The organism is Thauera sp. (assembly GCF_047601425.1).
Classification (GTDB): Bacteria; Pseudomonadota; Gammaproteobacteria; order Burkholderiales; family Rhodocyclaceae; genus Thauera.
The window spans coordinates 1,308,385-1,331,346 of the sequence record NZ_JASGJL010000001.1; the positions used below are offsets into that span (position 1 = coordinate 1,308,385).

The window sequence follows — 22,962 nt, forward strand, 5'->3', positions numbered from 1 at the left end:
ACGCGCGCGCGTCGTGGGCGTGCTTGTTTTTTGGTCCACGTGCGCGGGCGTTTTTATGCCGCACATGCCGCACAGCCCAATAACGGCGCGGGTTTGATGCCGCACAGGTCGCCGCACAGGTTGCCGCACATGCCGCACAGAATTGGCCGAATTACGCATGCGCGGCCCCATTCCGGTCTCGCAGGGCATTGCGGAACGCGTCGATGTGATTGCCGATCCACATCGGCTCGGACATGTCGGCAGGCTTTTCGGGGTAGACGTTGCGCGTATTCCCGTTCTTTCCGGGGTGCTGCACGGGGATCATGCAAACGCCGTGGGGGCCGTAGGTCTTGTAGCCGTCCGACCAGCGCTTGCGGGCGATCTTCAGGCCATACTTTTTCTCGAGGATGTGGAGCAGCCTGGGCATGGGGGCCGCATGCACACCGATGGACGCGCTCCATGAGGTGTAGAGCTTGTACAAGTCCTGGCTGAGCACGACGATGCCGGGCTGAATGCCTTCGATGTCGCCGCGAATGAGCGTGAGCCAGAAGCGCACGGTGCTGTCGAGCCCGAGGCTGATCAAGTCGAGCTTGGACTTGGTCATCGGCGGCTTGGAATGGACGTGGAAACCGTCCAGCGGCAGGGTGAGCAGGTAGTGATGCAGCGCGGCCACCCCGCCGCTGTCGATTTCGCGCTGGACATCGAGGTAGAAGTCCTCGGAGAGCGCGTCCGGCGTCCAGATGACCAAGTGGCGGCGGTCGTCATCTTCGAGTTGGACTGGCTGGACCTCGTTGGACAGGAACACCAGATTCACGTGGTTGCGCTCGGGGTAGGGATTGACGAACTTCGGATCGACATAGACGGTGTCGCCGGTGATCAGATCCTTCAGCGCATTTTTGACGTGGTGGAGCTCCTTTCGCGCGATAACTTCCTCGGCCAGGATGTACAGCCGGCTGGCAAGCCAGGTGTTGCGCGTGCTCTCGATGGCGGACTGATTGATCGTCAGCGCGTAATTGCCGTAGATGGCGCCGACCGCCTTGAACAGCTTGCTCTTGCCGGTGCCTTGCTTGCCATGCACTACGACTGCCGATGCCATTTTGGCGCCGGGGTGCTGGATGGGATAGGCCAGCCACTTGAGCAGCCAGTCGTAGAACTTCGCGGGCGTTGGATTCTGCACTGCACAGATACCAGAGCAGTTCGAGCAGCCGTTCGCAGCCCCCCTGTTTCGGCACCGTCGGCCAGCCCGCATACACGTTGCAGATGACGGACTCGTCGGTGCCAGCGGGGTCGAAGCCGACGTTGTCGAGCATGCAGAACTGCCGATCGGGGGATTCCGTCCAGCGCGCGTAGACTTCGCGGCTGAGGGTGATGTTCTGCACGTCCTTGATCTTGACCAGCTTGTGCAGTTCGCGGTCGAAGACCACGTCGCCTTCGCCGTAGACGATGACGAAGCGTTCCAGCAGTTCGGCGATGCTGGTCACCGGCCGTACCTCGGGGACAGATGGCTTTCCCCCTCCCCCCCTTGGTTGTGCCGCCCCGCGGCGTGCCGGTGCGGGGGCAACCCCGGCGGCGGCCAGCCCTTCCTCGATCTGCGCCCGCACCGCGGCGAGGTTGGTGCCGGCGTGCAGGTCGTTCCAGTCGGTGATCTTGCGGGCGTGCTGGATCCATTGTTCGCGGCGGGCGGCTTCGTCCAGCCAGCGCGGCGCCAGCACGAAGCCGTTGACGGCGAGCGCGGCGGTTTCGGCGGCTTCGATGCCGGCGTTCTTGCGGCCGTGCAGCTTGCCGCAGCTCGGGCAGGATGGCGATTCGGCCACCACCAGCCGAGCCTGGCAGTCGCGCTCGCGGCATTTGGCGAAAGAATCGTCGTCGGCCAGCAGACCGATGCGGACGCGCTTGTACTTCTTGCGGATGGCCTGGGCGACCGGGCCGAGGTTGTTGGCGTCGAAGGCGATGGCCACGGGCAGACCGGTGGCGGCATGCACGCTGGCGCCGGTGGCGTAGCCTTCGGCGATCAGCACCACATGCTCGGGCACACCGCCCAGCCAGTGGAACTTGCCGACCTTGTCCATGCCCTGCGGCCAGTATTCCTTGTCGCGGCCGAGGCGTTCGATGCGTTCGCGGGAATGGGCGCGGGACAGGATGAACTGCAGGCCCCAGACGCGGCCGGCAGTGTCGCACATCGGGATGCAGAGCGCGCCGGACACGTCGGCTTCGTACACCTTGCCCTCGGCGGTCTCGTAGTCGATGCGCGTGCCGGCCGGCGCGAAGCGCACGCCGTGTGCGCTGACGCCCTTGCGGGTCAGGTAGTCGTGCTCGCCTTCCGGCGCCAGCTCGCCCCATTTGCGTTCGGCCTTCGCCGCCGCAGCTTCGGCCTGGGCATGGCGCAGGCCTTCAGATCGTTTCTTGTCGTCCTTCAGGCGGGCGCGCAAAGCGGCCTTCTGGTCATCGGAAAGCTGGCGGCTGCGCAGTTCGATCTTGCGGTAGCCGTTGTCATCGCCGTACCAGACGCCGTAGCTGCCGACCAGCACCTGGTCGCCGCCGTCGAGCGTGATTTCGTGCAGGGAGTACCAGCCGCGCTTCTCCGCGTCGCCTTCGACTTTGCAGCGGGTGAGCTTGCCGATGTTCAGGGACTCGAAAACCAGTCCCGCAGATTGAAGCTGCAGGATCACATCATCGTAGTTGGCTGCCATTTCAGTGTGTTCCGACCCCGCTACCTACACCGATTTCGAGCCTCTCCGTCCCCTTGTGCATGGCAGACGCGTAGGGGCCCCCGCCCTGGCTGATGCACCAAAAAAGTGCATTTGCTGAAATTTCAGCGGGTGAAATCGAATCGAGGGGGCGCCTCACACTCTCAAAGGGGCGCGGGGATTTGGTGGCGATGGTCATGTGATGGACATCCCCTGCATGCGCTTGCGGAGCTGCCAGTCGTCGCGGCAGTCGGCATTGCAGAAGGTCAGGCCTTCAGCCAGGAACTCGTCGCAGTTGTAGCAGCGGCCACACGGGACGGGTGATGATGCGGATCTCTTCCGGGCTGCCTCGATGGCCAGGGCGGTGTCGATCTGCTCGCGCTCGGCAGCAATGTCGGCGGTGTCGGGCATGGGTTATCGAACTCGTGAGATGAGGAAAGCGGCGTAGGCCACGACATCGAACAAGACATCCCGCGCCTGGGTGCGCTCGGCAACGCTTAGCGGCTTGCCGGTTGCCAGGCGGGCGATGGTGTCGTGCAGCTTGGCCTCGACCAGCGGCGGGAAGGTGGCGAAGGCCTGGGCCAGGTCACGGGGCGCGCTGACCTCGACAGCCCTGGGCGACCGCGAGATGGTGATGCAGTCGGCCAAGCTGGCGATCTCGGCCACGGCCTGCCGTGCGCCGGGGCCGAGGGCCTCGATGACCTGCAGGAACGTATGCACCGTGGGCGCGTGATCCCAGCGCGTGGGGCCGAACTGGTTGCGCAGCGTGGATTCGTTGCGGTCGATCAGATCGGCCACCTCTGCCACCCCGCTCTCGACACCGGGCGCGCAGAAGCGCTGCATGCACACGTACAGCGCACGCATCACCGGGGCGTACTCGACCTTGAGCCGTTCGCTGTGGGACGTGGGGCCGTCCAGGTCTTCAGGGGGGTGGGTCATTGGGAAACGCGCCTATGGTTGAAGGGCTGGCCTGCATACGATGCAGGCCAGGACGAAACGGGCGGCACGCCCCAGGCGGATAGAATGCGAGCTCTCACACATCACACTGTCACCACCGGAGCGCACCATGAGCTGGTACTACGAGTACGGCACCCCGTACGGAGATTTCCGCATCGAGCAGAAGCGCGTCGGCTGGGTGCCGACATTCGACGGCGAGCCGCTTTGCGGCGGCTACCACACACCGGACGAGGCGCTGGAATCCCTGATGAATGGTCACGCGGACACGCCCCCTTTCGGTTCGGCGGCATCGCTCGGCGTGTCGGCGGCCTTGGACGATTGGGACCGACTCAAGTAGTCGATGGCGTCGAGCATCTGCCCGAACTCTTCCTGCGGCAGGCGCATGCACACCGCCACGGCCCGCAGCGCGAGATAGCGCATCTGGTCGGGGGGCAAACGCATGCGAATGATTTCGCCGGTTTCCGTCTCGAAGGACAGCAAGACCGGCTTGTCGCCCTTGGCCAGCGCGTTGGACGTGCCACGCAGCCGGGCGAGCGGCGGATAGTTCTCGGCGTCGACGCATGCACCGTCGAGGATCGTCACTCTGTCAGCCTGGCCGGGATCCGGCTTCTTGCCCTTGAGCCAGTCGTTGAGCATCTGACTTGCGACATCAGGGTAGTGCACCGCGCGGTAGCTCTCCATCCAGGCTCCATTCGGGGCAAAGATCGAAAGCCGGTAGCCATGCGGGGTCACGTTGACCAGCGCTCGGCAGCCATGCCGGTCGTATTCGTCCCCTTGGTAGGGCGTCATGTCGAACGGCGCGGCGGGGCATATGCCGCTTTCAGCTACGCCGGCCTTCAGGCCGGTGGCGTGGGAATGCGGCATGTCAGGCGGACTCCTGAAGGTTGTTGTAGATATCGTCATATGTCACACCGATACCACGCTGGGAGGCCGTCTGAATGATTCGCCCCGCCACTGCTGGACTCACGGCTTGGCGCCCCGTTTCGATGTGCGAAACGCTGCCTTGCGACACCTTTATCGCCGCGGCGAACTCGGCCTGAGTCATCCCGAGGCGCTTTCGGATGGACGTGATTGCATTCATTTTTGGAATATTAGTCCGACTGTTTGAAAATATCAATAGTCAGGCTATTTGACTTGTTATCAGCCTGCCTAATAATCAGCTCATGCCAGCCCAACCCCTATCCCCAGAACAACAAGCCGACGCTGCGCGCCTAAAACAGATATTCGAGGCGAAGAAAAAGGGTCTTGGGCTTACGCAGGAGTCACTTGCGGCACGGTGCGGATGGGAATCCCAGGGCTCAGTGAGCCAGTACCTCAACGGCAAAATTCCTCTTAACCCTACGGCGGCCTTGAAGTTCTCGCAGCATCTCCATGAGCCGGTCGAGGCGTTCAGCCCTGATCTGGCGTTCGCAATTGCGCAGTTTCGCGAGTTGAGTGCTGGAGATCTCGTGTTCGGCGGCGACATACATCGGTATCCTCCGCCGACGCAGAGCGTGGTTGAGCTGCACGAGCCAGGAACAGACTTGGCCTCGGGATATGTCCGGCTTGAACATCTGTCACCACGTCCATCGATGGGCCACGGGCTGGTCATTGATGAGCCAGTGCATGTCGTCAGGCACCTCGATGTCCTTGAACGATGGCTACGGGACGAGGTGGGTTCACTCGACCCGCGGCGGATCAAGATTCTGACGGCCATAGGCCGTAGTAACCTGCCCAGCATCAAAGACCGCGACCTGGTCTTCGTCGACGTCGGGCAGCAGTACTTCGACGCACCAGGCTTTTATGTGCTCGATGTTGGCGGGCGATTCCTGCTAAAGAAAGTGTTACTCCAAGCCAGCGGTCACATCATCATCCGAAGTGACAACGTTGAAGAATTCCCGGATGAAGAGCGATACACGCTTGAACGGGCAGCCGATGAAATCACCATCAGCGGCAAGGTGCTTGCCTGGTGGACGCTGAAAAAAGGATGACGCCGAAAATGGAAGAAGCTGCACAGCCCAGGGGGCGACACCCTGCAGATCGCGACCATATCCGTGCCGCTATCCAGGACGGCAGCGGGCTTGAGGTGATCTACTTTGGTGGCTCTCATCCAGGCATGAAACGTATCATTTTCCCACGAGCGATCGTTGGGCACTTACTCCACGCCCACGACGACCGATCTTCGAGCTATCGCAGCTTTCGCCTCAACAAGTTGTTTACGTTCTCGCCAGACGATCCCGCGGAGTGGGTTCCGAAAGCCTTGAAGCACACCAAGATCGACGATCCGAGGGAATTCTTTTCTGCGTGGCACTATGTCATCCGCCCCGAACTGTGGCCGGCTCTGGGCGTCACGCTACGGGAGTACATTGACCCAGCGCCGACGAAACGAGCACGGGAAGCGGCACTAGCCAAGGGGCTGGACAAGAAGGCCGTGGCGCGCATTTCCGTGACCATCATGTGTTATGCGTCTGCCGGCCGGGATGCTATCGAATTCCACGAAGGCGACATCTTCTACGGACAAGGCTCGTCCGACCCAGCGTTACAAGTTCTACGTGTCGGGCGCTACCTTGAAGTGCATGCGATCGACAAGTTAACACCATCACGCAGCCCTTACCGCATAACTGCGGACGAATTCGCCGACTGGCTTGAAACAGGTGCTGTGCCTACACATGGGCGCATTGCGCCTATGGAGAGCGACGTCAAAGCCCTGTTCGACCACATGCGCTAGCCGCTACAGGTAATCCGCTAATCCGCCCGTGCATGAACAAGGCAGGTTGAGTTGTGGGTTAATTTATTAGTCCGACTATTGCAAAATACAAACAGTCGGGCTAATATTTGGTCACTGAAACGCTCCATAGACCGAAATCATGACCCCCACCGCGATCTCGAACGAAAAAGCCCCTGTCCCCGAAACGACCCTGCCCACCGGCCAAGTCGTGCCCGCCTTCCTGGTGGACCGATTCCACTTCTCCCGCCGCACCGATGGCCGGCCGTGGGTTCGCATCAACTACCACGAGGCCATCGCAGCCGCAGCTGCAGCCGGCGGCTACCTGATCTTCGAAACCCAGGCGCTGGCGATCGCCCATCAGATCGCCCAGCAGCCGGAGAACTGGACGGGCGGCGCCGTGGGCGAAGGGAAGATTTTCCAGGGCCTGCACGAGGGCACGGTCACCGAGGTGCAGTTGCCGGACTACGAGTCCGACGACCCCGAAGAGCGCCGCTGGCATGTCCTCGCGAACGGCGAGCGCATCTATGACTTCGCCGGGCACCTGTATTCCTGGGTGTTCGACGATGTGCAGGGACGCGTCGACGGCCTGGTTGGCCGAGCATTTGCCGACGACTCCCCGAGCATCGCCACCGCACCGCACGGCAGCATGGAGGAGGGCATGGGCTGGTATCCGCCTGCCGGTTGGAATTGGTCCGGCGGCGCCCTGCTCCGGGGCGGCTGCTGGTACGGCGACGCCGGCGCGGGCGTGTTCAGCCTCGGCCGCGACTGGCCCGGCAACCGCAACGGCAGCGTCGGCTTCCGCTGCACCTACCCCAGTCTCTGATCCCCGGTCCCGGGTCGCTGCGTAGCAGTGACCCTCCCTGCCCATTCCAGCATGGCGCCGAACGACATGAAAAGCACTGCCACCCTCAACCGCATGCAGATCCGCCGCCTGCAGCGCCAGATTGCCGAGCTGCTGTCCGAGCTCGATCAGGTCAGCAACCCGGAAATACCGCGAGGCCATCGAGAACCTGCTCGCGGAGCACCGCGCGAGCATTGCCTGGTGCGAGCGAGAAATTGCGCGCGAAGCTACCGCCGGGGTGGCGGCATGAGCCAGCGCATCCTCAGCTACACCACCGGCACCCGAACCGGCGGCGCCCTGTGTTTCAGCCTCCGGCCCGACATGTTTGAGGGAGCGCCCTTTGTGGACGGCACCGCCAGGTTCAACGAGGAAATCGGCTGCCTCGACGCCCCCCGCTGCCTCCCGGGCGGCCCTACGACCGTCGAGGACAGCTTGACGTTCAGGCACGTCAGCCAGCGGCTGATTCTGCGGCCTGACTGATGAACACCCTTTTTTTCCTGCTTGCGTGGCTCGCCATCGTCTTGATTGCGGCGCGCGTGCTCGGCTTCAACCACCTCGACGACGATGGAGCGATCGATGAATGACAACCTGATCCTGATTCCCGAAACCACCCTGTCCGACGGACGTGTGGTGCCGGCCTTCCGCGCGGGTGCGTACCACTGCAGCCGGGGTCCGGACGGTCTGGCGCAGATCACCGCCGAGGACACGCCCTGGGTGCGCATCAGCTACCACGAGGCCCGCGCGGCGTGCGCGGCGAGCGGCGGCACGTTGATGACCGAGAGCCAGGCCATCGCGCTGGCGCTGCACCTGGCCGACCAGGCGGAAAACTGGACGGGCTGCCTGTACCAGGGCCTGCACAAAGGGACAGTCGACAGCCCGATGCCGGGCACCTTCGAGCCGGAGGACCCGTGGGAGCGCCGCTGGCATGTCACCGCCACCGGCGATCGCATCTACGACGCCGGCGGGAATGTCCTGTCGTGGGTGTTCGACGATATCCAGGGCGACGAAAACGGCCTGGTCGCCCGCGCGTTTGATGAGAACTCCCCCAGCATCAGCGCGGCGCCCTTCCCGAGCCGCCAGCGCGGCATGGGCTGGTATCCGCCTGCCGGTTGGAATTGGTCCGGCTACGCCCTGCTCCGGGGCGGCTGCTGGGACGGCGACGCCCTCGCGGGCGTGTTCCGCCTCGGCGACGGCGGGCCCGTCAGCCGCGACGGCTTCGTCGGCTTCCGCTGCACCTTCGGCCTCTGATCCCCGGTCTCGGGTCGCTGCGTAGCAGTGGCCCGCCCAACAGGAGCACACCCCATGTTTTCTCGCATCCTCAACCTGATCCGCCGCGCACGCCTCGCGATGGCCGAATCCGACCTGCAATTCCTCGAGGCCCGCGCACCGATTGCGATCGAAGCGCAGCGCGAACTGGTGAGCCAGCGCCGGGCGGCCCTCGGCCTGCCGGCGATGCCCTGCGACGCCGAAACCGTGCGCCGCGAAGTCGAGCACCGTGCGAAGTGGGGTGCGGTGTGAGCAAGCCGACCCCAACCCTGCTCGAGCAGATCGTGCGCCACCTGGGCACGATCGATGACGCCACCTCCAGCACGATCGCCAAAACCCTGAAGCAGGCAGACTACCCGTCGCGCATCGTCACCGCACTGAATACGCTGCGCGCCGATGGCATCGTGGAATGCGAAGCCCGCAAGGGCAAGACCCTGCACTACTGGCTGGCGATGCCGCTGGAGCAGGCATTGACGATCGTGGCACCGGCGACGGAATCCGCCGGCATGACCTTCGACCTGCCGCCCAGCATCAAGCCCGGCACCCGCGGCGCCCAGATATGGCGCGCACTGCGCGGCGGCGCCCGAATGAGCGCCCGGGAACTCGCATCGGCGGTGCAATGCGCTACCGGCGCGCTCGACCCGCTGCTGTCCAGCCTGATCAAGGACGGCACGCTGGCCCGGGAGCGCCAGGGCAGCGTCTACAAGTATCACCTGCCGTGCAACACGGCACCCCAGCCGGCGGTGGGTCAAAACACCGGCAGCGACGCATCGGGTGGCTCTCCCGCCGTGACTCTCCCCGAGGGCGTCGCCGTCCATCCTCAACCCGCACCGGATGATGCTGCTCCCCCAGCATCTCCGGTTGCGGCGGACGATAGCCCGGCAACGGGCGAGGACATCGACGTGTGGCAGCGCCCGGAACTGCAGTACCTGGCCGACGAGGACTACGAACTGCCGGAACCCGACCCGAAGCTGCTGGCGAGCGCGAACCACTGGCTGTGCGAGCGGCTGGAGCGTGTTGCGTTCGTGCTGCGCGGCTGCGGCCTGCCGGAGCTGGCGCAAACAACCCGGTCCGATGATCTGCAGATGGCCACGGCGGCGCTGGCGGCGGCGCACCTTTTGTCGACCGCAAATGAGCGCGCACTCACCGCCGCGCTGAAAACGCGGGAGGTTGAGTGCGGCATGCTGGCCGCAGAAATCGACTGGGCACGCGAACATCTGCTGCCGCTGATCGATGACCCCGACGTGAGGTCTGGCGAAGTGGAGCCTGGCCTGGTCGAGCTGGCCTGCAATGCAGCGACTGCCCTGCACCGGCTGCGCGCCTCGCTGGAAAACGAAAAAGCCCTGGTCGCAAAGCTGGAACACTTGCTGCAGAGCAGCCGCGCCGAAGCCGAGCACCTGCGGCGACAGCTCGGCCAGGCCGACGCGGACATGGTGAATCACCCGCCGCACTACCAAGGCAAAGTCGAGTGCATCGACGCCATCGAATCGGCGCTGGGCGCGGTGGGCTTTGAGGCGTACTGCCGCGGCAACGCCCTGAAATACACGTATCGGGCTGGGAAGAAAGGCCCGGCCGACGAAGACCTGGCGAAGGCGAGCTGGTATCTGGCCCGCATCACGCCGCAACCCGAACCCACCACCACAGGAGCATGACCATGGCAGCACGCCCCATTACCGACACGCTGCGCCATATCGGCGGCGGCATTTTTATCGACATCGCCAGCGACAAGATGAACGAGCTGGTCAATGCGGTGAGCGATTCCGGCAAGTCCGGAAAGCTCACCCTCGACATCACCGTGAAGAAAGCGACCCGCGGCGGCGCCATGCACATCACCGGCAAGGTGACGATGAAGAAGCCTGCCGAGGAACCCATGGAAGCGATGCTCTTCGCGACCCCGGAAGGCAACCTCGTCGCCGACGACCCGAATCAAACCAAGCTCGATCTCAAGGTGGCGCCTGGTGCCACTGAAACCCCTGTTTCGAACCTCAAATCGGCCTAAGGACCTCAAAAATGAATGACACGAACGTTATCGAACTCGACTCCATGAGCAACATCGCGGAAACGCTGGCCCGCGAAATGAAGCAGCCGATTCAGATCGACTCGCCGGTGGCCGACATCTCCCGCGTGGCCCTGCCGCCGGGCTGGACCCTGAAAGAGACTGATGACGAAAAGCACGCGCATACCCCGCGACGCAAGTCCGCGAAGGTCAGCCTGCATGATGCGCCCAGCTTTATCGACTATGTCCGCCGTCACGGCTCGCTGGCATACAGCACGGTCTGGTGCGTTGCCGACTATGCGGCCGGAAACGTGAATTTCACCGCGATTCTGAACGACCATGGCGAACCGGCGGAAGAGCCGCAGTGGCGCGACCATCGGGCATCGTACATGCCCACGTTTTCGCAGGAGTGGGAGAACTGGGTCGGAAAGAACAAGAAGTCCTTCAGCCAGGCCGAGTTCGCGCAGTTCATCGAGGACAACCTGAAGGACGTGGCTGGCGCGGAAGGCCTGCCCACGGGCGCGCAGATGCTGGAAATGGCGCTGTATTTCGAGGCCAACCAGGATATGCGGTTCAAGTCGGCGATCAGGCTTCAGAACGGCGGCGTGCAGATGAGCTTCGTGCAGGACGACGACAGCCAGACCCTGACCCGCATGCAGCTTTTCGAGCGCTTTGCGATCGGCATCCCGGTGTTCTGGGGTGGCGATGCCTACCGCATCGATGCCCGCCTGCGCTACCGCGTGCGCGACGGCAAGCTGACGTTCTGGTTTGAGCTGATCCGGCAAGACAAGACGCTGGAATCCGCCACCAGCACGCTGATCGAGCAAATCCGCACCGGCACTGGCAACCCGTTTTTCTTCGGCAATCCCTTCTCCAACTGATGCAGATGGCCCTTCGGGGCCTCTGCTTGCCAGGAATTCAGCATGAGCCAAATCATTCCGCAGGCCGACCGCAAGGGCGCGCAGTATTTCGTCCTCGACCTGACGCAGGACCCGTTCGCGCGTAAAGCGGCCAAGGCCTACGCCAAGGCCTGCAAAGACGAATACCCGCAGCTCGCGGCCGACATCCGTGCCCAGATCGACCGCGTGCGCCCCGGCGATATCATCGATGTGCCCGAAACAACCCTGCCGAATGGCCGTGTCGTGCCGGCGTTCCGCATCGATCGCTCCCACGCGACCCGCCGCGCCGATGGCCGGCCGTGGGTGCGCATCAACTACCACGAGGCTATCGCCGCCGCGGCTGCAGCCGGCGGCGCCCTGATCGCCGAAACCCAGGCGCTGGCGATCGCCCATCAGATCGCCCAGCAGCCGGAAAACTGGACGGGCGGCGCCGTGGGCGCTGGAAAGATTTTCCAGGGCTTGCACAAGGGCGCGGTCACCGAGGTGCAGTTGCCGGGCTACGAGTCCGACGACCCCGAAGAGCGCCGCTGGCATGTCCTCGCGAACGGCGCGCGCATCTACGACTTCGCAGGGCATCTGTTTTCTTGGGTGGCCGATGACGTGCAGGGCGACGAAAACGGCTTGGTCGCCCGCGCGTTTGCAGAGGACTCTCCGAGCATCACCACTGCACCGCACGCCAGAATGGAGAAAGGCATGGGCTGGTATCCGCCTGCCGGCCGGGACTGGTCCGGCAACGCCCTGCTCCGGGGCGGCTACTGGGACGGCGTCGCCCTCGCGGGCGTGTTCGGCCTCGGCTACGGCTGGCCCGCCTACCGCGGCGGCGACGTCGGCTTCCGCTGCACCTATCCCCTGCCTCTGATCCCTGGTCTCGGGTCGCTGCGTCAGCAGTGACCCGCCCATGAAAGCCACTCCCATGACTGATACCCAAACCCCCAGCGAAACCGAGCGCCAGCAGCTCGCCATCCGCCGCGTGCGCGGCGTGGAGCTGGGCCTGGGCACCGCCGACCCTAGCGCCGTGACCGCTGCGCGCATCGAAGCGCAGTACCCGACGCACCTGGTGCTGGTGCAGGCCGGCAAGTTCCTGCACGCCTACGACCGCAGCGCCTACGCCTTGCACGTCCTCAAGAAGTACCGGCTCAAGCTGGTAGGTGCGACGGGCGAGCCGCACATCCGCGCCGGGATGCCGGCGGGCAACTTCAAGCGTCGGCTGTGGAGCATGGTGGCGGAGTGCGGCATCCCCTATGTCGTCGCGCTCGGCACCCAGGCCACGGGGCACACGCTGTACGTGTCCGACCAGCCGACGGGCAACGCCGCGGTGCTTGCGGCGGTATCGCCGGACGTTGTCCAGCAGGTGATCGAAGACCTGCGCCAGCGCGAAGCCCTGAACACCGCCGCGGCGCGCGACTTGCTCGCCCAGCCCGACAACGCCGGATTCCGCTTGAAAGCCCACGCACAGGACCTGGACACCGCGCTGCTGCAGGACATCGTCAAGCTGCCCCGCGATCTGCGCAACACCTACGGCGAAAACCTGCGGACGGTGATGGCCCGGATCATGCTCGCCGTGTTCGCGTTCGGCCTCGAGGACAACAAGCCGGCGCTGCTGCGCGCGCTGTCGGCCGACGTCGATCTGCTGAAGCACCACATCGCTCAGGCCCCACGGCTCAGCCAGGTGCGCATCGCTTTCGAGCACCGCGCCGGTTTAGCCGTTGAGCTTGGCCGCCTAGTGGGCGGGCTGCTGCGTGCCTATGAGGCGCGGTCATGATCGGCGGGCGGATCGCTCTGCAACATCCGGCAACGCCCTGCTCCGGGGCGGCTACTGGAACGACGACGCCAACGCGGGCGTGTTCAGCCTCGACAACGACTGGCCCGACAACCGCAACGACAACGTCGGCTTCCGCTGACCCAAGGCACAACGGCCCGGACGGCGGCATGCCCGCCGGGGGGCTATCTCTTGGTCGAGCGATTCGCGGGGCGACAGCCCCGAAAGCACGGCACCACGCCCAGCCGGGAACCGCCGCAGGGCCTGCGGGCGCTGCGGCGGAACACGGCGGCAATGACATGAGGAAACAATGACCGCCCGCCAGTTGATATTTGATCTGCACGACAAGCTCATCGTCGACCTGTTCGCCGGTGGCGGCGGCATGTCGGTGGCGATGGAGATGGCCTGGGGCCGTAGCCCGGACATCGCCATCAACCACAACGACGACGCGCTTTCGATGCACCGCATCAACCACCCGCAGACGCGGCACTTCGTGGCTGACGTCTTCGAAGTGTGTCCGCGCGGCGCGACGCAGGGCCGGCCGGTGGGCTGGCTGCATCTGTCGCCGGACTGCACCCATCACAGCCAGGCTCGAGGCGGGCAGCCGCGCAGTGCGCGAATTCGCGCACTGGCGTGGGTGGGGCCTCGCTGGGGCGGGCAGGTGTTGCCGGACAACATCAGCCTCGAAAACGTCAAGCAGTTCCTGAAGTGGGGGCCGCTGATCGCCAAGCGCTGCCGCACGACCAGGCGCGTGATGAAGCTGGACGGCAGTATCGCCGCGCCGGGCGAGCGTGTGCCGGTGCAGCAGCAGTTCCTGATTCCTGATCCGAAGCGCGAAGGCGAGACGTTCCGGCGGTTCGTTCGTGTGCTCGAGTCGCTGGGCTATGTCGCGGATTGGCGCCTGTTAAAAGCCGCCAACCTCGGCGGGCACACCACGCGCGAGCGGCTGTTCATGATCTTCTCGCGGACGGGGCAGCCCATCGACTGGGAAGAGCCGACGCACTTCCAGCGGCCAGGCCGTGGGCAGCACCGGTGGAAGCCGGCGGCTGACTGCATCGACTGGTCGATTCCGTGCCCGAGCATTTTCGAGCGCGCCCGGCCGCTGGCCGAGGCCACGCTGCGGCGGATTGCGCGCGGCATCGTGCGGTACGTGCTTGAGAGCGGCGATCCGTTCGTTGTCAACATGGCCCACGGCGGCAAGGTCGAGGACATCCGCCATCCGATCAGCACCATCGCCACCGAGAAAGGCGGATGCCGAGCAGTGGTCGTCCCCACCCTAATACAAATAGGTTACGGCGAACGCGCAGGCCAGGCGCCGCGCTCGCTTGACATCCAGCAGCCGCTGGGCGTGGCGGTGGCCGGCGGCATCAAGCACGCCCTCGCCTGCGCCTACCTCATGCAGGCGAATGGCGGATTCAACACCACGCCCGGCCACGACTTGCGAGCGCCGATGAGCACGGTGACGAACACCGGCAGCCAGCAGCAGCTCGTGACCTGCATGCTTTCGGCAGAGTACACAGAGGGCGCCGAGCGTGTTGCTGCTTTCCTGATGCGCTACTACGGCGAAGGCGGCCAGTGGTCTGATCTGCGCGACCCGATGACGACCGTCACCACGAAAGACCGCATGGCCCTCGTGACGGTGACGATCAAAGGCACGCCCTGGCTGATCGTCGACATCGGCCTGCGGATGCTGGAGCCGCGCGAGCTGTTCCGGGCGCAGGACTTCCCGGAGAGCTACATCATCGACCGCGGCCACGACGGCCGGCGGTTTTCGAAGTCCGCACAGGTTCGGATGGTGGGCAACAGCGTGAATCCGCTGATGGCCGTAGGCTTCCTGCGCCGCAATGCGCCGGCTATGGCGGTCAGGGGGGCGGCATGACCACCTTCGCCACCCTCACCTCGCTCGACAACCTGCACGCCTGCTGGCTCCACGCCGCGGCCGGCAAACGCCAGTCGGTGCGCGTGCAACGGTTCGCACAGGATGCCCTGCACTACCTGAGCATCATCCAGCAGCGTCTGCGCGACCGGGCCTACCAGTTCGGGCCGTACCAGATCTTCACGGTGCGCGAGAAGAAGTGGCGCGACGTGGTCGACGCCCCGATGCGCGACCGCATCGTGCACTGGATGCTGTACCGCCACCTGCTGCCGACCTGGATGCCGCGGCTCATCCACGACACCTACGGCAACCTGCCGGGGCGCGGCTCGCATGCGGCAGTGGCGAGGCTGGCCGACTTCTGCCGGCGCCCGGCGGCCCGCTGGGCACTGCAGATGGACATCTCGAAATACTTCTACTCGGTGCGCCACGATGCGCTGCTGGCCCGCGCGTTGCGCTACCAGGGCGACCAGGACACGCGCCGGCTGATCGAGCGGCTGGTGCGGTCGTTTCGCACCGACGGCCGGTACGACGCCCTGTTCCCGCCGGCCAGCCCGTACCACGCGACGGCGGACAAGGGCATGCCGATCGGCAACCTGACCAGCCAGCTTTTCGCCAACCTCTATCTCGCCGACTTCGACCACTGGTCGAAACAGGAACGCGGCCTGCGGCTCTACCTGCGCTACGTCGATGACCTGGTCGTGCTGGGCGAAAGCCCCGCCGAGCTGCAGGAGCATGCCGAAGCGATCACCGAGCGGCTGGCCCGCGTGGGGCTGGTGATCCACCCGCGCAAGGTGCGCCTGGCGCCGACCGCCGCCGGCGTGCCTTTCCTCGGCTACGTCGTCTGGCCGGGGCATGTGAGCGCCGGGCACTACATCCGCAGCCGCTACCACCGCCGGCTGCGCCAGCACGAAACCACCGGCCGCGACTACAGCGCGGCGCTGACTGCCTACCGGGCGATGCTCGCCCACACCGGATCGACAAGGAGGACCCGATGAAACGCCGTGCCATGAAACTGCCGGCCTGGCTGCAACGCGGCATCGACCGCGCCGAGCGCGAGCGCCGCTCGAATGTGATCGCCCGACCGATGCGAAACTTGATGGACATGCTCAGCCGCGGCGAGGTGTACGAGATCGAGGGCCGGGCGGTGATGCCCATGCCCGAGGTCGACGAGCAGTTCGCCCAGAGGGCGGAGTGGTGCGAGATTGCCCCGGCGATCGACGGCTGGCGAGATTGCTGGGCACGGCTGGCGCCGGACATCAGCACCTACCACCTGGGCGTGCTCGCCGCCTGCCTGCGAGAGGACAAGCCCATCACCCCGCGCCTAGTCGAACAGGCCCGCGAGGAATTCGACCGGACGGTGGCGCGGATCATGGAGCTGCCTGATGGCGCGATCACCAGCGCGATCCGCACGACTGAAATCGCCTGGGAGTTCGAGAAGCTCGGGCAGGTGGCAGCATGACCACCTGCAATATCACTGAAGCTGCCCGCCTACTCAAGGTGCACGAGGAAACCGTGGCAGAGATGATCCGCACGCACAAGCTCCCGGCTGCCAAGATCGGCCGCGCCTGGGTCATGCTCGAGCGCGACGTGCTCGAGTACATCGAGCGGCAGATCCAGATGCAAACAGCCGAGCGGCTTGGCCGCAGGTCACCACAGATGCGCCGCCAGCGACGAGCCGCGTAACCGCAGGTAGCGCATGACCATCTTGTGCGTCTTGTGGCCCGTGATCTTCATGATCGCTTCGGCAGGCAACTTCGTCCGCTCGAAGAAGCGCGACGTGGCCTCGTGCCGCAGGTCATGCTCACGCAGATCCGGGCAACCAGCCGCGTCGAAGATGTCGGCGTACAGCTTCGACAGCCAGTTCGAGCGAATCTTGAGCTGGTATGGCCGGAAGTCGCCATCGAACCAAGGCCATAGCCATTGCTCACCCTGGCGCCGCTTGAGTTGCTCGCCCAGCACCCGCAGCGCCACAGATGACAGCGGCACTTCCCGGCTGTCGCCATTCTTCGTCTTGTCGAGCACGATCTGCCTGCCGCGTAGATCCACCTGGTCGCAGGCCAGCGTGTAGCGCTCACGCATCCGCATGGCCGTCTCGATAGCCAGGTCGAAATCCACCATCAGGGCGGCAGCGTCCTCGATGACCCGGGGCCGCTGCTTTCTCGCCAGCACCCCAGCAGAGATCACCACGCGGATGCGCTTCTCTTCGTCACCGTCGAGCCGCCGATCGCGCTCGATGTCCTCGCGGCGCGCCCCGGCCACTGCGGCGTCCTTCGCGTTGTAGGTCGCGTAGCCATCTGGCAGGGTGCGGAAGGGATGATCCGGTAAAGCGATCATCTTTCTACGGATCGCCCAGTCGCATGCCCGAGCCGTCGCACCAATCTTCGCCCGGATCGTGGACGGTGCGAGCTTGTCGGCCTGCTTCATCTCCGCAATCCACCCATCCACCCAGCCAGCGTCGATCTTCAGAACGGGCGTTGCGCCTTTCGTCGCCAGGACTGTGTTGAGCACTTCCTGATCTTTTAGCGACGGGTGGGCCTCAGTCAGGTATGCACGGATCACGCTACCAAGCGTCGAGGGCCTCGACTCCGGCCGGATGTCGGCGGGGATGATGCCCTGGTCGAGCAGCTTCTCGACGTTGCGGCAGAAGGTGTCGCCCTCTTCCTCGGTGTCGAAGGTCAAATAGACGGGCTTTTCGAGCAGCCCCGCCCGCTTGATGACGAACTCCCACCGTGCACCTTTCGGACGCTTCGATGCCATACACCCCTCTCGCCGCTTAGCGTCCGCCCCTGACTGGGCGAATCTCGGGTGGATGATAGCCTTTTTTGGTTGGAAGTGGCTGTGCTAGGCTGGGGTATAAGTAGGAAGGCCCGCTTTCGCGGGCCTTCGTTTTCGCTTAATAATCAAGCTCTTGTCTGGTGGGTGCTGACGGGGTCGAACCGCCGACATTCGCCTTGTAAGGGCGACGCTCTACCAACTGAGCTAAGCACCCGCGCTGAAACCGCCTTTGGCAGGCGGCCCAGTAAAGCCCGTCAGTTTACTGCATCTTTCAGGCCTTTGCCAGCACGGAATTTCGGGACTTTCGCTGCCTTGATCTTGATGTTCTTGCCGGTACGCGGATTGCGGCCGGTGCGCGCCGCTCGCTCACCGACATAAAACGAACCGAAACCCACCAGCGTGACGCTGTCGCCGCCCCTGAGGGCTTCCACCACCCCCGCGACGACTGCATCCAGGGCTCGGCCCGCCGTGGCCTTGGAGATTTCGGCCTGTGCTGCGATGACGTCGATCAGTTCTGCTTTGTTCACTTGAATCCCTCCGAAAGTGCACTGCGATGGGATGACGCTCACTGCTTATCCGCGTCGGTACGGATGTCCGCTACAGCCTGCTGTTCTGCCGATTTCCGGTTTTTATAGCGCGCGCACTTCGGCGGGTCAACGCGTGATACACCACATGACAAAGCCGCAGCGTGCATGACACACGCTGCGGCTTTGCTCAGGGGGCCGTTATCAACTACGCCCGGAGGGTCTGCCGGAACTCAGTGCGGCCGCTGGGCGGCGCCGACCGCGTCCGGATCGGCAGGCGCCACCGGCGCCGCCACCTCTTCGGGCAGCGGCTCGGGGCGCCGTTCCAGCGCGCGCTCGAGCACCTGATCGATCCACTTGACGGGCACGATCTCCAGGGCGTTTTTGATGTTCTCCGGAATTTCCGCCAGGTCCTTGACGTTCTCTTCCGGGATCAGCGCCGTGCGGATGCCGCCGCGCACCGCGGCCAGCAGCTTCTCCTTCAGGCCGCCGATCGGCAGGACTTCGCCGCGCAGCGTGATCTCGCCGGTCATCGCCACGTCGCAGCGCACCGGAATGCCGGTCAGCACCGACACCAGCGCAGTGCTGATCGCGATGCCGGCGGACGGGCCGTCCTTCGGGATCGCGCCTTCCGGCAGGTGGATGTGCATGTCGCTCTTCTGGTGGAAATCCTCGTCGATGCCGAGCGAGCGGGCGCGCTTGCGCACGACCGACAGCGCGGCCTGGATGGACTCCTGCATCACTTCGCCGAGCTTGCCGGTGGTCAGCACCTTGCCCTTGCCGGGCAGTTGCACCGCTTCGACGGTCAGCAGTTCGCCGCCGACCTCGGTCCACGCCAGACCGGTGACTTGGCCGAGCTGGTTCTGCTTCTCGGCGATGCCGAAGCTGTACTTGCGCACGCCGAGGAACTTGTCGAGATTCTTGGCATTGACGATGATCTTGCTGCTGCGGCTCTTGAGCACGAGCTGCTTGACCACCTTGCGGCAGATCTTCGAGATCTCGCGTTCCAGGCTGCGCACGCCGGCTTCGCGGGTGTAATAGCGCACGACGTCGCGCAGGGCTTCCTCGGTGACCGAGATTTCTTCCTGCTTGAGACCGTTGTTCTTGATCTGCTTGGGCAGCAGGTAACGCTGGGCGATGTTGACCTTCTCGTCCTCGGTGTAGCCGGACAGACGGATCACCTCCATGCGGTCGAGCAGTGCCGGCGGCAGGTTCAGCGTATTGGCGGTGGCCACGAACATCACGTCGGAGAGGTCGAAATCGACTTCGATGTAATGGTCCTGGAAAGTGTGGTTCTGCTCCGGGTCGAGCACTTCGAGCAGCGCCGAGCTGGGATCGCCGCGGAAGTCCATGCCGAGCTTGTCGACTTCGTCGAGCAGGAACAGCGGGTTCTTGACGCCGACCTTGCTCATGTTCTGCAGGATCTTGCCCGGCATCGAGCCGATGTAGGTGCGGCGATGGCCGCGGATCTCGGCTTCGTCGCGCACACCGCCGAGCGCCATGCGGATGAACTTGCGGTTGGTGGCCTTGGCGATCGACTGGCCGAGGGAGGTCTTGCCCACGCCCGGGGGGCCGACCAGGCACAGGATCGGCGCCTTGACCTTGTCCACGCGCTGCTGCACGGCAAGGTATTCGAGGATGCGTTCCTTGACCCGCTCCAGGCCGTAGTGGTCCTTGTCGAGCACCTTCTCGGCCTCGGCCAGATCCTTGCTGACACGCGACTTCTTCTTCCACGGCAGGCCGATCAGGGTGTCGATGTAGTTGCGCACGACGGTGGCTTCGGCCGACATCGGCGACATCAGGCGCAGCTTCTTGAACTCGGCCTGGGCCTTGGCGAGCGCCTCCTTGGGCATGCCGGCGGCCTTGATCTTCTTGTCCATCTCCTCGAGGTCGGCGCCCTCTTCGCCTTCGCCGAGTTCCTTCTGGATGGCCTTGACCTGTTCGTTCAGGTAGTACTCGCGCTGGCTCTTCTCCATCTGCCGCTTGACGCGGCCGCGGATGCGCTTTTCGACCTGCAGGATGTCGAGTTCGGCTTCGAGCTGGTTCAGCAGCTTTTCGAGACGCTCGCCGGTGTCGAACATCTCGAGCACGTCCTGCTTCTGTTCGAGCTTGAGCGGCAGGTGGGCGGCAATGGTGTCGGCCAGGCGGCCGGCTTCCTCGATGCCGGCCAGCGAGGTCAGGATCTCGGGCGGGATCTTCTTGTTCAGTTTGACGTACTGGTCGAACTGGGCAACGATCGCGCGGCGCATGGCCTCGACTTCGTTGGTATCGACCTCGGTCACCTTCACCGGCGTCACCTTGGCGACGAACAGGTGGCGCAGGTCCTCGACCGAGTCCACCCGCGCGCGGCGCACGCCCTCGACCAGCACTTTGATGGTGCCGTCGGGCAGTTTCAGCATCTGCAGGATGTTGGCGATGCAGCCGATGGAATAGAGGTCTTCGATCGCCGGCTCGTCCTTGGCAGCCGATTTCTGCGCGACGAGCAGGATGCTCTTGCCGGCTTCCATCGCGCTTTCGAGCGCCTTGATCGACTTGGGCCGTCCGACGAACAGCGGGATGACCATGTGCGGAAACACCACCACGTCGCGCAGCGGCAGCAGCGGCATTTCCAGTTGTCCGTTGGGGAGTTCAGCGGAACCCGACATTTTAATTTTCCTTATGAGAAAGGTCATACCCATGTATGGGCATGACCTGGAAATTCAAGCGACGGGGACGACCCACGGCTGGACGACGATCACACGGGTCCGCTTCACCGGTCTCAGTTGGCACCCGACACTTTCGGCTGCTCGGCGTAGATCAGCAGCGGCTTGCCGCCTTCCTCGATGGTCGCCTCATCGACAACCACCTTTTCGACACCGTTCAGCGTCGGCAGGTCGTACATGATGTCGAGCAGCGACGCTTCGAGGATGGAGCGCAGGCCACGTGCCCCCGTCTTGCGCCGGATCGCCTTGCGCGCCACCGCATGCAGCGCCGCCGGACGAATCTCGAGTTCGACGCCTTCCATCGAAAACAGTTTCTGGTACTGCTTGACCAGTGCGTTCTTGGGCTCGACCAAGATCTGGATCAGCGCGGCCTCGTCGAGTTCCTGCAGCGTGGCGACGACCGGCAGGCGGCCGATCAGTTCGGGGATCAGGCCGAACTTGATCAGATCCTCGGGTTCGACCTGGCGGAAGGTGTCGGTGAGGTTCTTGCCTTCCTTGCTCTTGACCTCGGCGCCAAAGCCGATGCCGACCTTCTCGGTACGGTTGCGGATGACCTTTTCCAGGCCGTCGAAGGCGCCGCCGCAGATGAACAGCACGTTGGTGGTGTCGATCTGGATGAAGTCCTGGTTCGGGTGCTTGCGCCCGCCCTGCGGCGGGATCGAGGCCACCGTGCCTTCGACCAGTTTCAGCAGCGCCTGCTGCACGCCCTCGCCCGAGACGTCGCGGGTAATCGAGGGGTTGTCGGCCTTGCGCGAGATCTTGTCGATCTCGTCAATGTAGATGATGCCCTGCTGCGCCTTCTCGACGTCGTAATCGCACTTCTGCAGCAGCTTCTGGATGATGTTCTCGACGTCCTCGCCGACATAGCCGGCTTCGGTCAATGTCGTCGCATCGGCCATCACGAAGGGCACGTCGAGCAGACGGGCAAGCGTCTGCGCCAGCAGCGTCTTGCCCGAGCCGGTCGGCCCGATCAGCAGGATATTGCTCTTGGCCAGTTCGACGTCGTCGTCCCGCGCCTCGACGTGGCGCAGGCGCTTGTAGTGGTTGTAAACCGCCACCGCGAGATTGCGCTTGGCCTGTGCCTGGCCGATCACGTACTGATCGAGGGTCTCGCAGATTTCGCGCGGCGTGGGCAGCGCACCCTTGATGCCTTCCGGATCTGCGGCGCCGACGATCTCGTCACGGATGATGTCGTTGCACAGTTCGATGCATTCGTCGCAGATGAAGACCGAAGGGCCGGCGATCAGCTTGCGCACCTCGTGCTGGCTCTTGCCGCAGAAGGAGCAGTACAGCAGCTTGTTGTCGCCGCCAGCCTTCTTGTCCGTCATGTGGGGGTTCTCCTGAATCAGGTGTCGTCGCGGCTGGTCAGGATCTTGTTGAACCAGCCCGTACTCGACCGCCGCCGCGGCTGACATGAAGTTGTCGCGGTCGGTGTCCTTCTCGATGCGCTCGAGCGGCTGGCCGGTGTGCCTGGCCAGCATCTCGTTCAGGCGCGAACGCAGGTAGAGGATTTCGCGGGCATGGATCTCGATGTCCGAGGCCTGGCCCTGGAAGCCGCCCAGCGGCTGGTGGATCATGACGCGCGAGTTGGGCAGGATGAAGCGCTTGCCCTTCTCGCCCGCCGCCAACAGGAAGGCGCCCATGCTCGCCGCCTGGCCGATGCACAGCGTGCTGACGTTCGGCTTGATGAACTGCATGGTGTCGTAGATCGCCATGCCGGCGGTGACCGAACCGCCGGGCGAATTGATGTAGAACGAGATGTCCTTGTCCGGATTCTCGGATTCGAGGAACAGCAACTGGGCGACGATCAGGTTGGCGGTCACGTCATTGACGGGCCCGACCAGGAACACCACCCGCTCCTTCAGAAGGCGCGAATAGATGTCGTAGGCGCGCTCGCCGCGACCGCTCTGTTCGACCACCATCGGCACCAGGCCGAGGCCGACCGGGTTCCAGTCGCTGCTGTGCTGGGGTGTTCCTTGCATCATTGGTCAGAC

At 64.5% G+C, this 22,962-nt stretch carries 25 protein-coding genes, 1 tRNA gene and 2 pseudogenes; 16 read left to right on the forward strand and 12 right to left on the reverse strand.

Annotated features, from left to right (window positions below; all coding sequences use genetic code 11):
• Positions 1 to 151 precede the first annotated feature (151 nt).
• The 6 genes and pseudogenes from QM748_RS06385 to QM748_RS06410 all read right to left on the reverse strand — a co-directional run bounded on the left by QM748_RS06385 (position 152) and on the right by QM748_RS06410 (position 4,704).
• Positions 152 to 1,228: a primase-helicase family protein gene (locus tag QM748_RS06385; RefSeq protein WP_415246191.1), complete on the reverse strand. Its 1,077-nt coding sequence runs from the start codon at positions 1,226 to 1,228 to the stop codon at positions 152 to 154.
• Between the two features lie 433 nt (positions 1,229 to 1,661).
• A pseudogene (locus QM748_RS06390) lies at positions 1,662 to 2,669 on the reverse strand (toprim domain-containing protein); the annotation flags it as partial.
• Between the two features lie 192 nt (positions 2,670 to 2,861).
• Entirely contained in the window at positions 2,862 to 3,077 is a 216-nt protein-coding gene (locus QM748_RS06395) for a hypothetical protein (protein WP_415246192.1), read from the reverse strand.
• A 3-nt stretch (positions 3,078 to 3,080) separates the two neighbouring features.
• A complete protein-coding gene (locus QM748_RS06400) occupies positions 3,081 to 3,605 on the reverse strand; it encodes a hypothetical protein (protein WP_415246193.1) in 525 nt (174 codons plus the stop codon).
• A gap of 273 nt (positions 3,606 to 3,878) precedes the next feature.
• Positions 3,879 to 4,487, reverse strand: a complete 609-nt coding sequence (locus tag QM748_RS06405; RefSeq protein ID WP_415246194.1) for a hypothetical protein — start codon at positions 4,485 to 4,487, stop codon at positions 3,879 to 3,881.
• Between the two features lies 1 nt (position 4,488).
• Positions 4,489 to 4,704, reverse strand: coding sequence for a helix-turn-helix transcriptional regulator (locus tag QM748_RS06410; protein ID WP_415246195.1), 216 nt, complete (start codon positions 4,702 to 4,704; stop codon positions 4,489 to 4,491).
• 82 nt (positions 4,705 to 4,786) lie between these two features.
• On the opposite strand from QM748_RS06410, the gene QM748_RS06415 reads away from it, so the two are divergent.
• The 16 genes from QM748_RS06415 (at position 4,787) to QM748_RS06490 (ending at position 16,650) form a co-directional block, all read left to right on the forward strand.
• The gene (locus tag QM748_RS06415) at positions 4,787 to 5,593 is read left to right on the forward strand and encodes a LexA family transcriptional regulator (RefSeq protein ID WP_415246196.1); all 807 of its coding nucleotides are present in this window, start codon (positions 4,787 to 4,789) and stop codon (positions 5,591 to 5,593) included.
• 8 nt (positions 5,594 to 5,601) lie between these two features.
• Positions 5,602 to 6,330 carry a hypothetical protein gene (locus tag QM748_RS06420; protein WP_415246197.1) on the forward strand — a complete coding sequence of 243 codons (729 nt, stop codon included), beginning with the start codon at positions 5,602 to 5,604 and terminating at the stop codon, positions 6,328 to 6,330.
• 139 nt (positions 6,331 to 6,469) lie between these two features.
• Positions 6,470 to 7,153: a hypothetical protein gene (locus QM748_RS06425; protein WP_415246198.1), complete on the forward strand. Its 684-nt coding sequence runs from the start codon at positions 6,470 to 6,472 to the stop codon at positions 7,151 to 7,153.
• 51 nt (positions 7,154 to 7,204) lie between these two features.
• Positions 7,205 to 7,651 (forward strand): hypothetical protein, encoded by a 447-nt coding sequence (locus tag QM748_RS06430; protein ID WP_415246199.1) that lies wholly within the window; start codon positions 7,205 to 7,207, stop codon positions 7,649 to 7,651.
• Between the two features lie 96 nt (positions 7,652 to 7,747).
• The gene (locus QM748_RS06435) at positions 7,748 to 8,419 is read left to right on the forward strand and encodes a hypothetical protein (protein ID WP_415246200.1); all 672 of its coding nucleotides are present in this window, start codon (positions 7,748 to 7,750) and stop codon (positions 8,417 to 8,419) included.
• A 54-nt stretch (positions 8,420 to 8,473) separates the two neighbouring features.
• A complete protein-coding gene (locus QM748_RS06440) occupies positions 8,474 to 8,689 on the forward strand; it encodes a hypothetical protein (protein WP_415246201.1) in 216 nt (71 codons plus the stop codon).
• Positions 8,686 to 10,089, forward strand: coding sequence for a DUF3310 domain-containing protein (locus QM748_RS06445; protein WP_415246202.1), 1,404 nt, complete (start codon positions 8,686 to 8,688; stop codon positions 10,087 to 10,089). The genes QM748_RS06440 and QM748_RS06445 overlap by 4 nt, the downstream gene beginning before the upstream one ends.
• 2 nt (positions 10,090 to 10,091) lie before the next feature.
• Positions 10,092 to 10,436 carry a hypothetical protein gene (locus tag QM748_RS06450; RefSeq protein ID WP_415246203.1) on the forward strand — a complete coding sequence of 115 codons (345 nt, stop codon included), beginning with the start codon at positions 10,092 to 10,094 and terminating at the stop codon, positions 10,434 to 10,436.
• 11 nt (positions 10,437 to 10,447) lie between these two features.
• Positions 10,448 to 11,314: a DUF2303 family protein gene (locus QM748_RS06455; RefSeq protein ID WP_415246204.1), complete on the forward strand. Its 867-nt coding sequence runs from the start codon at positions 10,448 to 10,450 to the stop codon at positions 11,312 to 11,314.
• A gap of 42 nt (positions 11,315 to 11,356) precedes the next feature.
• A complete protein-coding gene (locus QM748_RS06460) occupies positions 11,357 to 12,223 on the forward strand; it encodes a hypothetical protein (RefSeq protein WP_415246205.1) in 867 nt (288 codons plus the stop codon).
• A gap of 22 nt (positions 12,224 to 12,245) precedes the next feature.
• Entirely contained in the window at positions 12,246 to 13,094 is an 849-nt protein-coding gene (locus QM748_RS06465) for a hypothetical protein (RefSeq protein WP_415246206.1), read from the forward strand.
• Positions 13,078 to 13,233, forward strand: a complete 156-nt coding sequence (locus QM748_RS06470; RefSeq protein ID WP_415246207.1) for a hypothetical protein — start codon at positions 13,078 to 13,080, stop codon at positions 13,231 to 13,233. Before QM748_RS06465 ends, QM748_RS06470 begins: the two co-directional genes overlap by 17 nt.
• A 168-nt stretch (positions 13,234 to 13,401) precedes the next feature.
• The gene (locus QM748_RS06475) at positions 13,402 to 14,970 is read left to right on the forward strand and encodes a DNA cytosine methyltransferase (protein ID WP_415246208.1); all 1,569 of its coding nucleotides are present in this window, start codon (positions 13,402 to 13,404) and stop codon (positions 14,968 to 14,970) included.
• Positions 14,967 to 15,962 (forward strand): RNA-directed DNA polymerase, encoded by a 996-nt coding sequence (locus tag QM748_RS06480; protein WP_415246209.1) that lies wholly within the window; start codon positions 14,967 to 14,969, stop codon positions 15,960 to 15,962. The genes QM748_RS06475 and QM748_RS06480 overlap by 4 nt, the downstream gene beginning before the upstream one ends.
• Positions 15,959 to 16,426 (forward strand): hypothetical protein, encoded by a 468-nt coding sequence (locus QM748_RS06485; protein WP_415246210.1) that lies wholly within the window; start codon positions 15,959 to 15,961, stop codon positions 16,424 to 16,426. Before QM748_RS06480 ends, QM748_RS06485 begins: the two co-directional genes overlap by 4 nt.
• Entirely contained in the window at positions 16,423 to 16,650 is a 228-nt protein-coding gene (locus tag QM748_RS06490; protein WP_415246211.1) for a helix-turn-helix domain-containing protein, read from the forward strand. Before QM748_RS06485 ends, QM748_RS06490 begins: the two co-directional genes overlap by 4 nt.
• On the opposite strand, the gene QM748_RS06495 is transcribed toward QM748_RS06490, so the two are convergent.
• The 6 genes and pseudogenes from QM748_RS06495 to clpP all read right to left on the reverse strand — a co-directional run bounded on the left by QM748_RS06495 (position 16,615) and on the right by clpP (position 22,953).
• Positions 16,615 to 17,724, reverse strand: a complete 1,110-nt coding sequence (locus tag QM748_RS06495; RefSeq protein WP_415246212.1) for a tyrosine-type recombinase/integrase — start codon at positions 17,722 to 17,724, stop codon at positions 16,615 to 16,617. The genes QM748_RS06490 and QM748_RS06495 overlap by 36 nt on opposite strands.
• 156 nt (positions 17,725 to 17,880) lie before the next feature.
• A tRNA-Val gene (locus QM748_RS06500) sits at positions 17,881 to 17,956 on the reverse strand.
• A 40-nt stretch (positions 17,957 to 17,996) separates the two neighbouring features.
• Entirely contained in the window at positions 17,997 to 18,269 is a 273-nt protein-coding gene (locus QM748_RS06505) for an HU family DNA-binding protein (RefSeq protein WP_415246213.1), read from the reverse strand.
• 230 nt (positions 18,270 to 18,499) lie between these two features.
• Positions 18,500 to 20,911, reverse strand: coding sequence for an endopeptidase La (gene lon, locus QM748_RS06510; protein WP_341644620.1), 2,412 nt, complete (start codon positions 20,909 to 20,911; stop codon positions 18,500 to 18,502).
• 113 nt (positions 20,912 to 21,024) lie between these two features.
• Positions 21,025 to 22,296: an ATP-dependent Clp protease ATP-binding subunit ClpX gene (gene clpX, locus QM748_RS06515; RefSeq protein WP_415246214.1), complete on the reverse strand. Its 1,272-nt coding sequence runs from the start codon at positions 22,294 to 22,296 to the stop codon at positions 21,025 to 21,027.
• A 17-nt stretch (positions 22,297 to 22,313) separates the two neighbouring features.
• A pseudogene (gene clpP / locus QM748_RS06520) lies at positions 22,314 to 22,953 on the reverse strand (ATP-dependent Clp endopeptidase proteolytic subunit ClpP).
• Positions 22,954 to 22,962 lie beyond the last annotated feature (9 nt).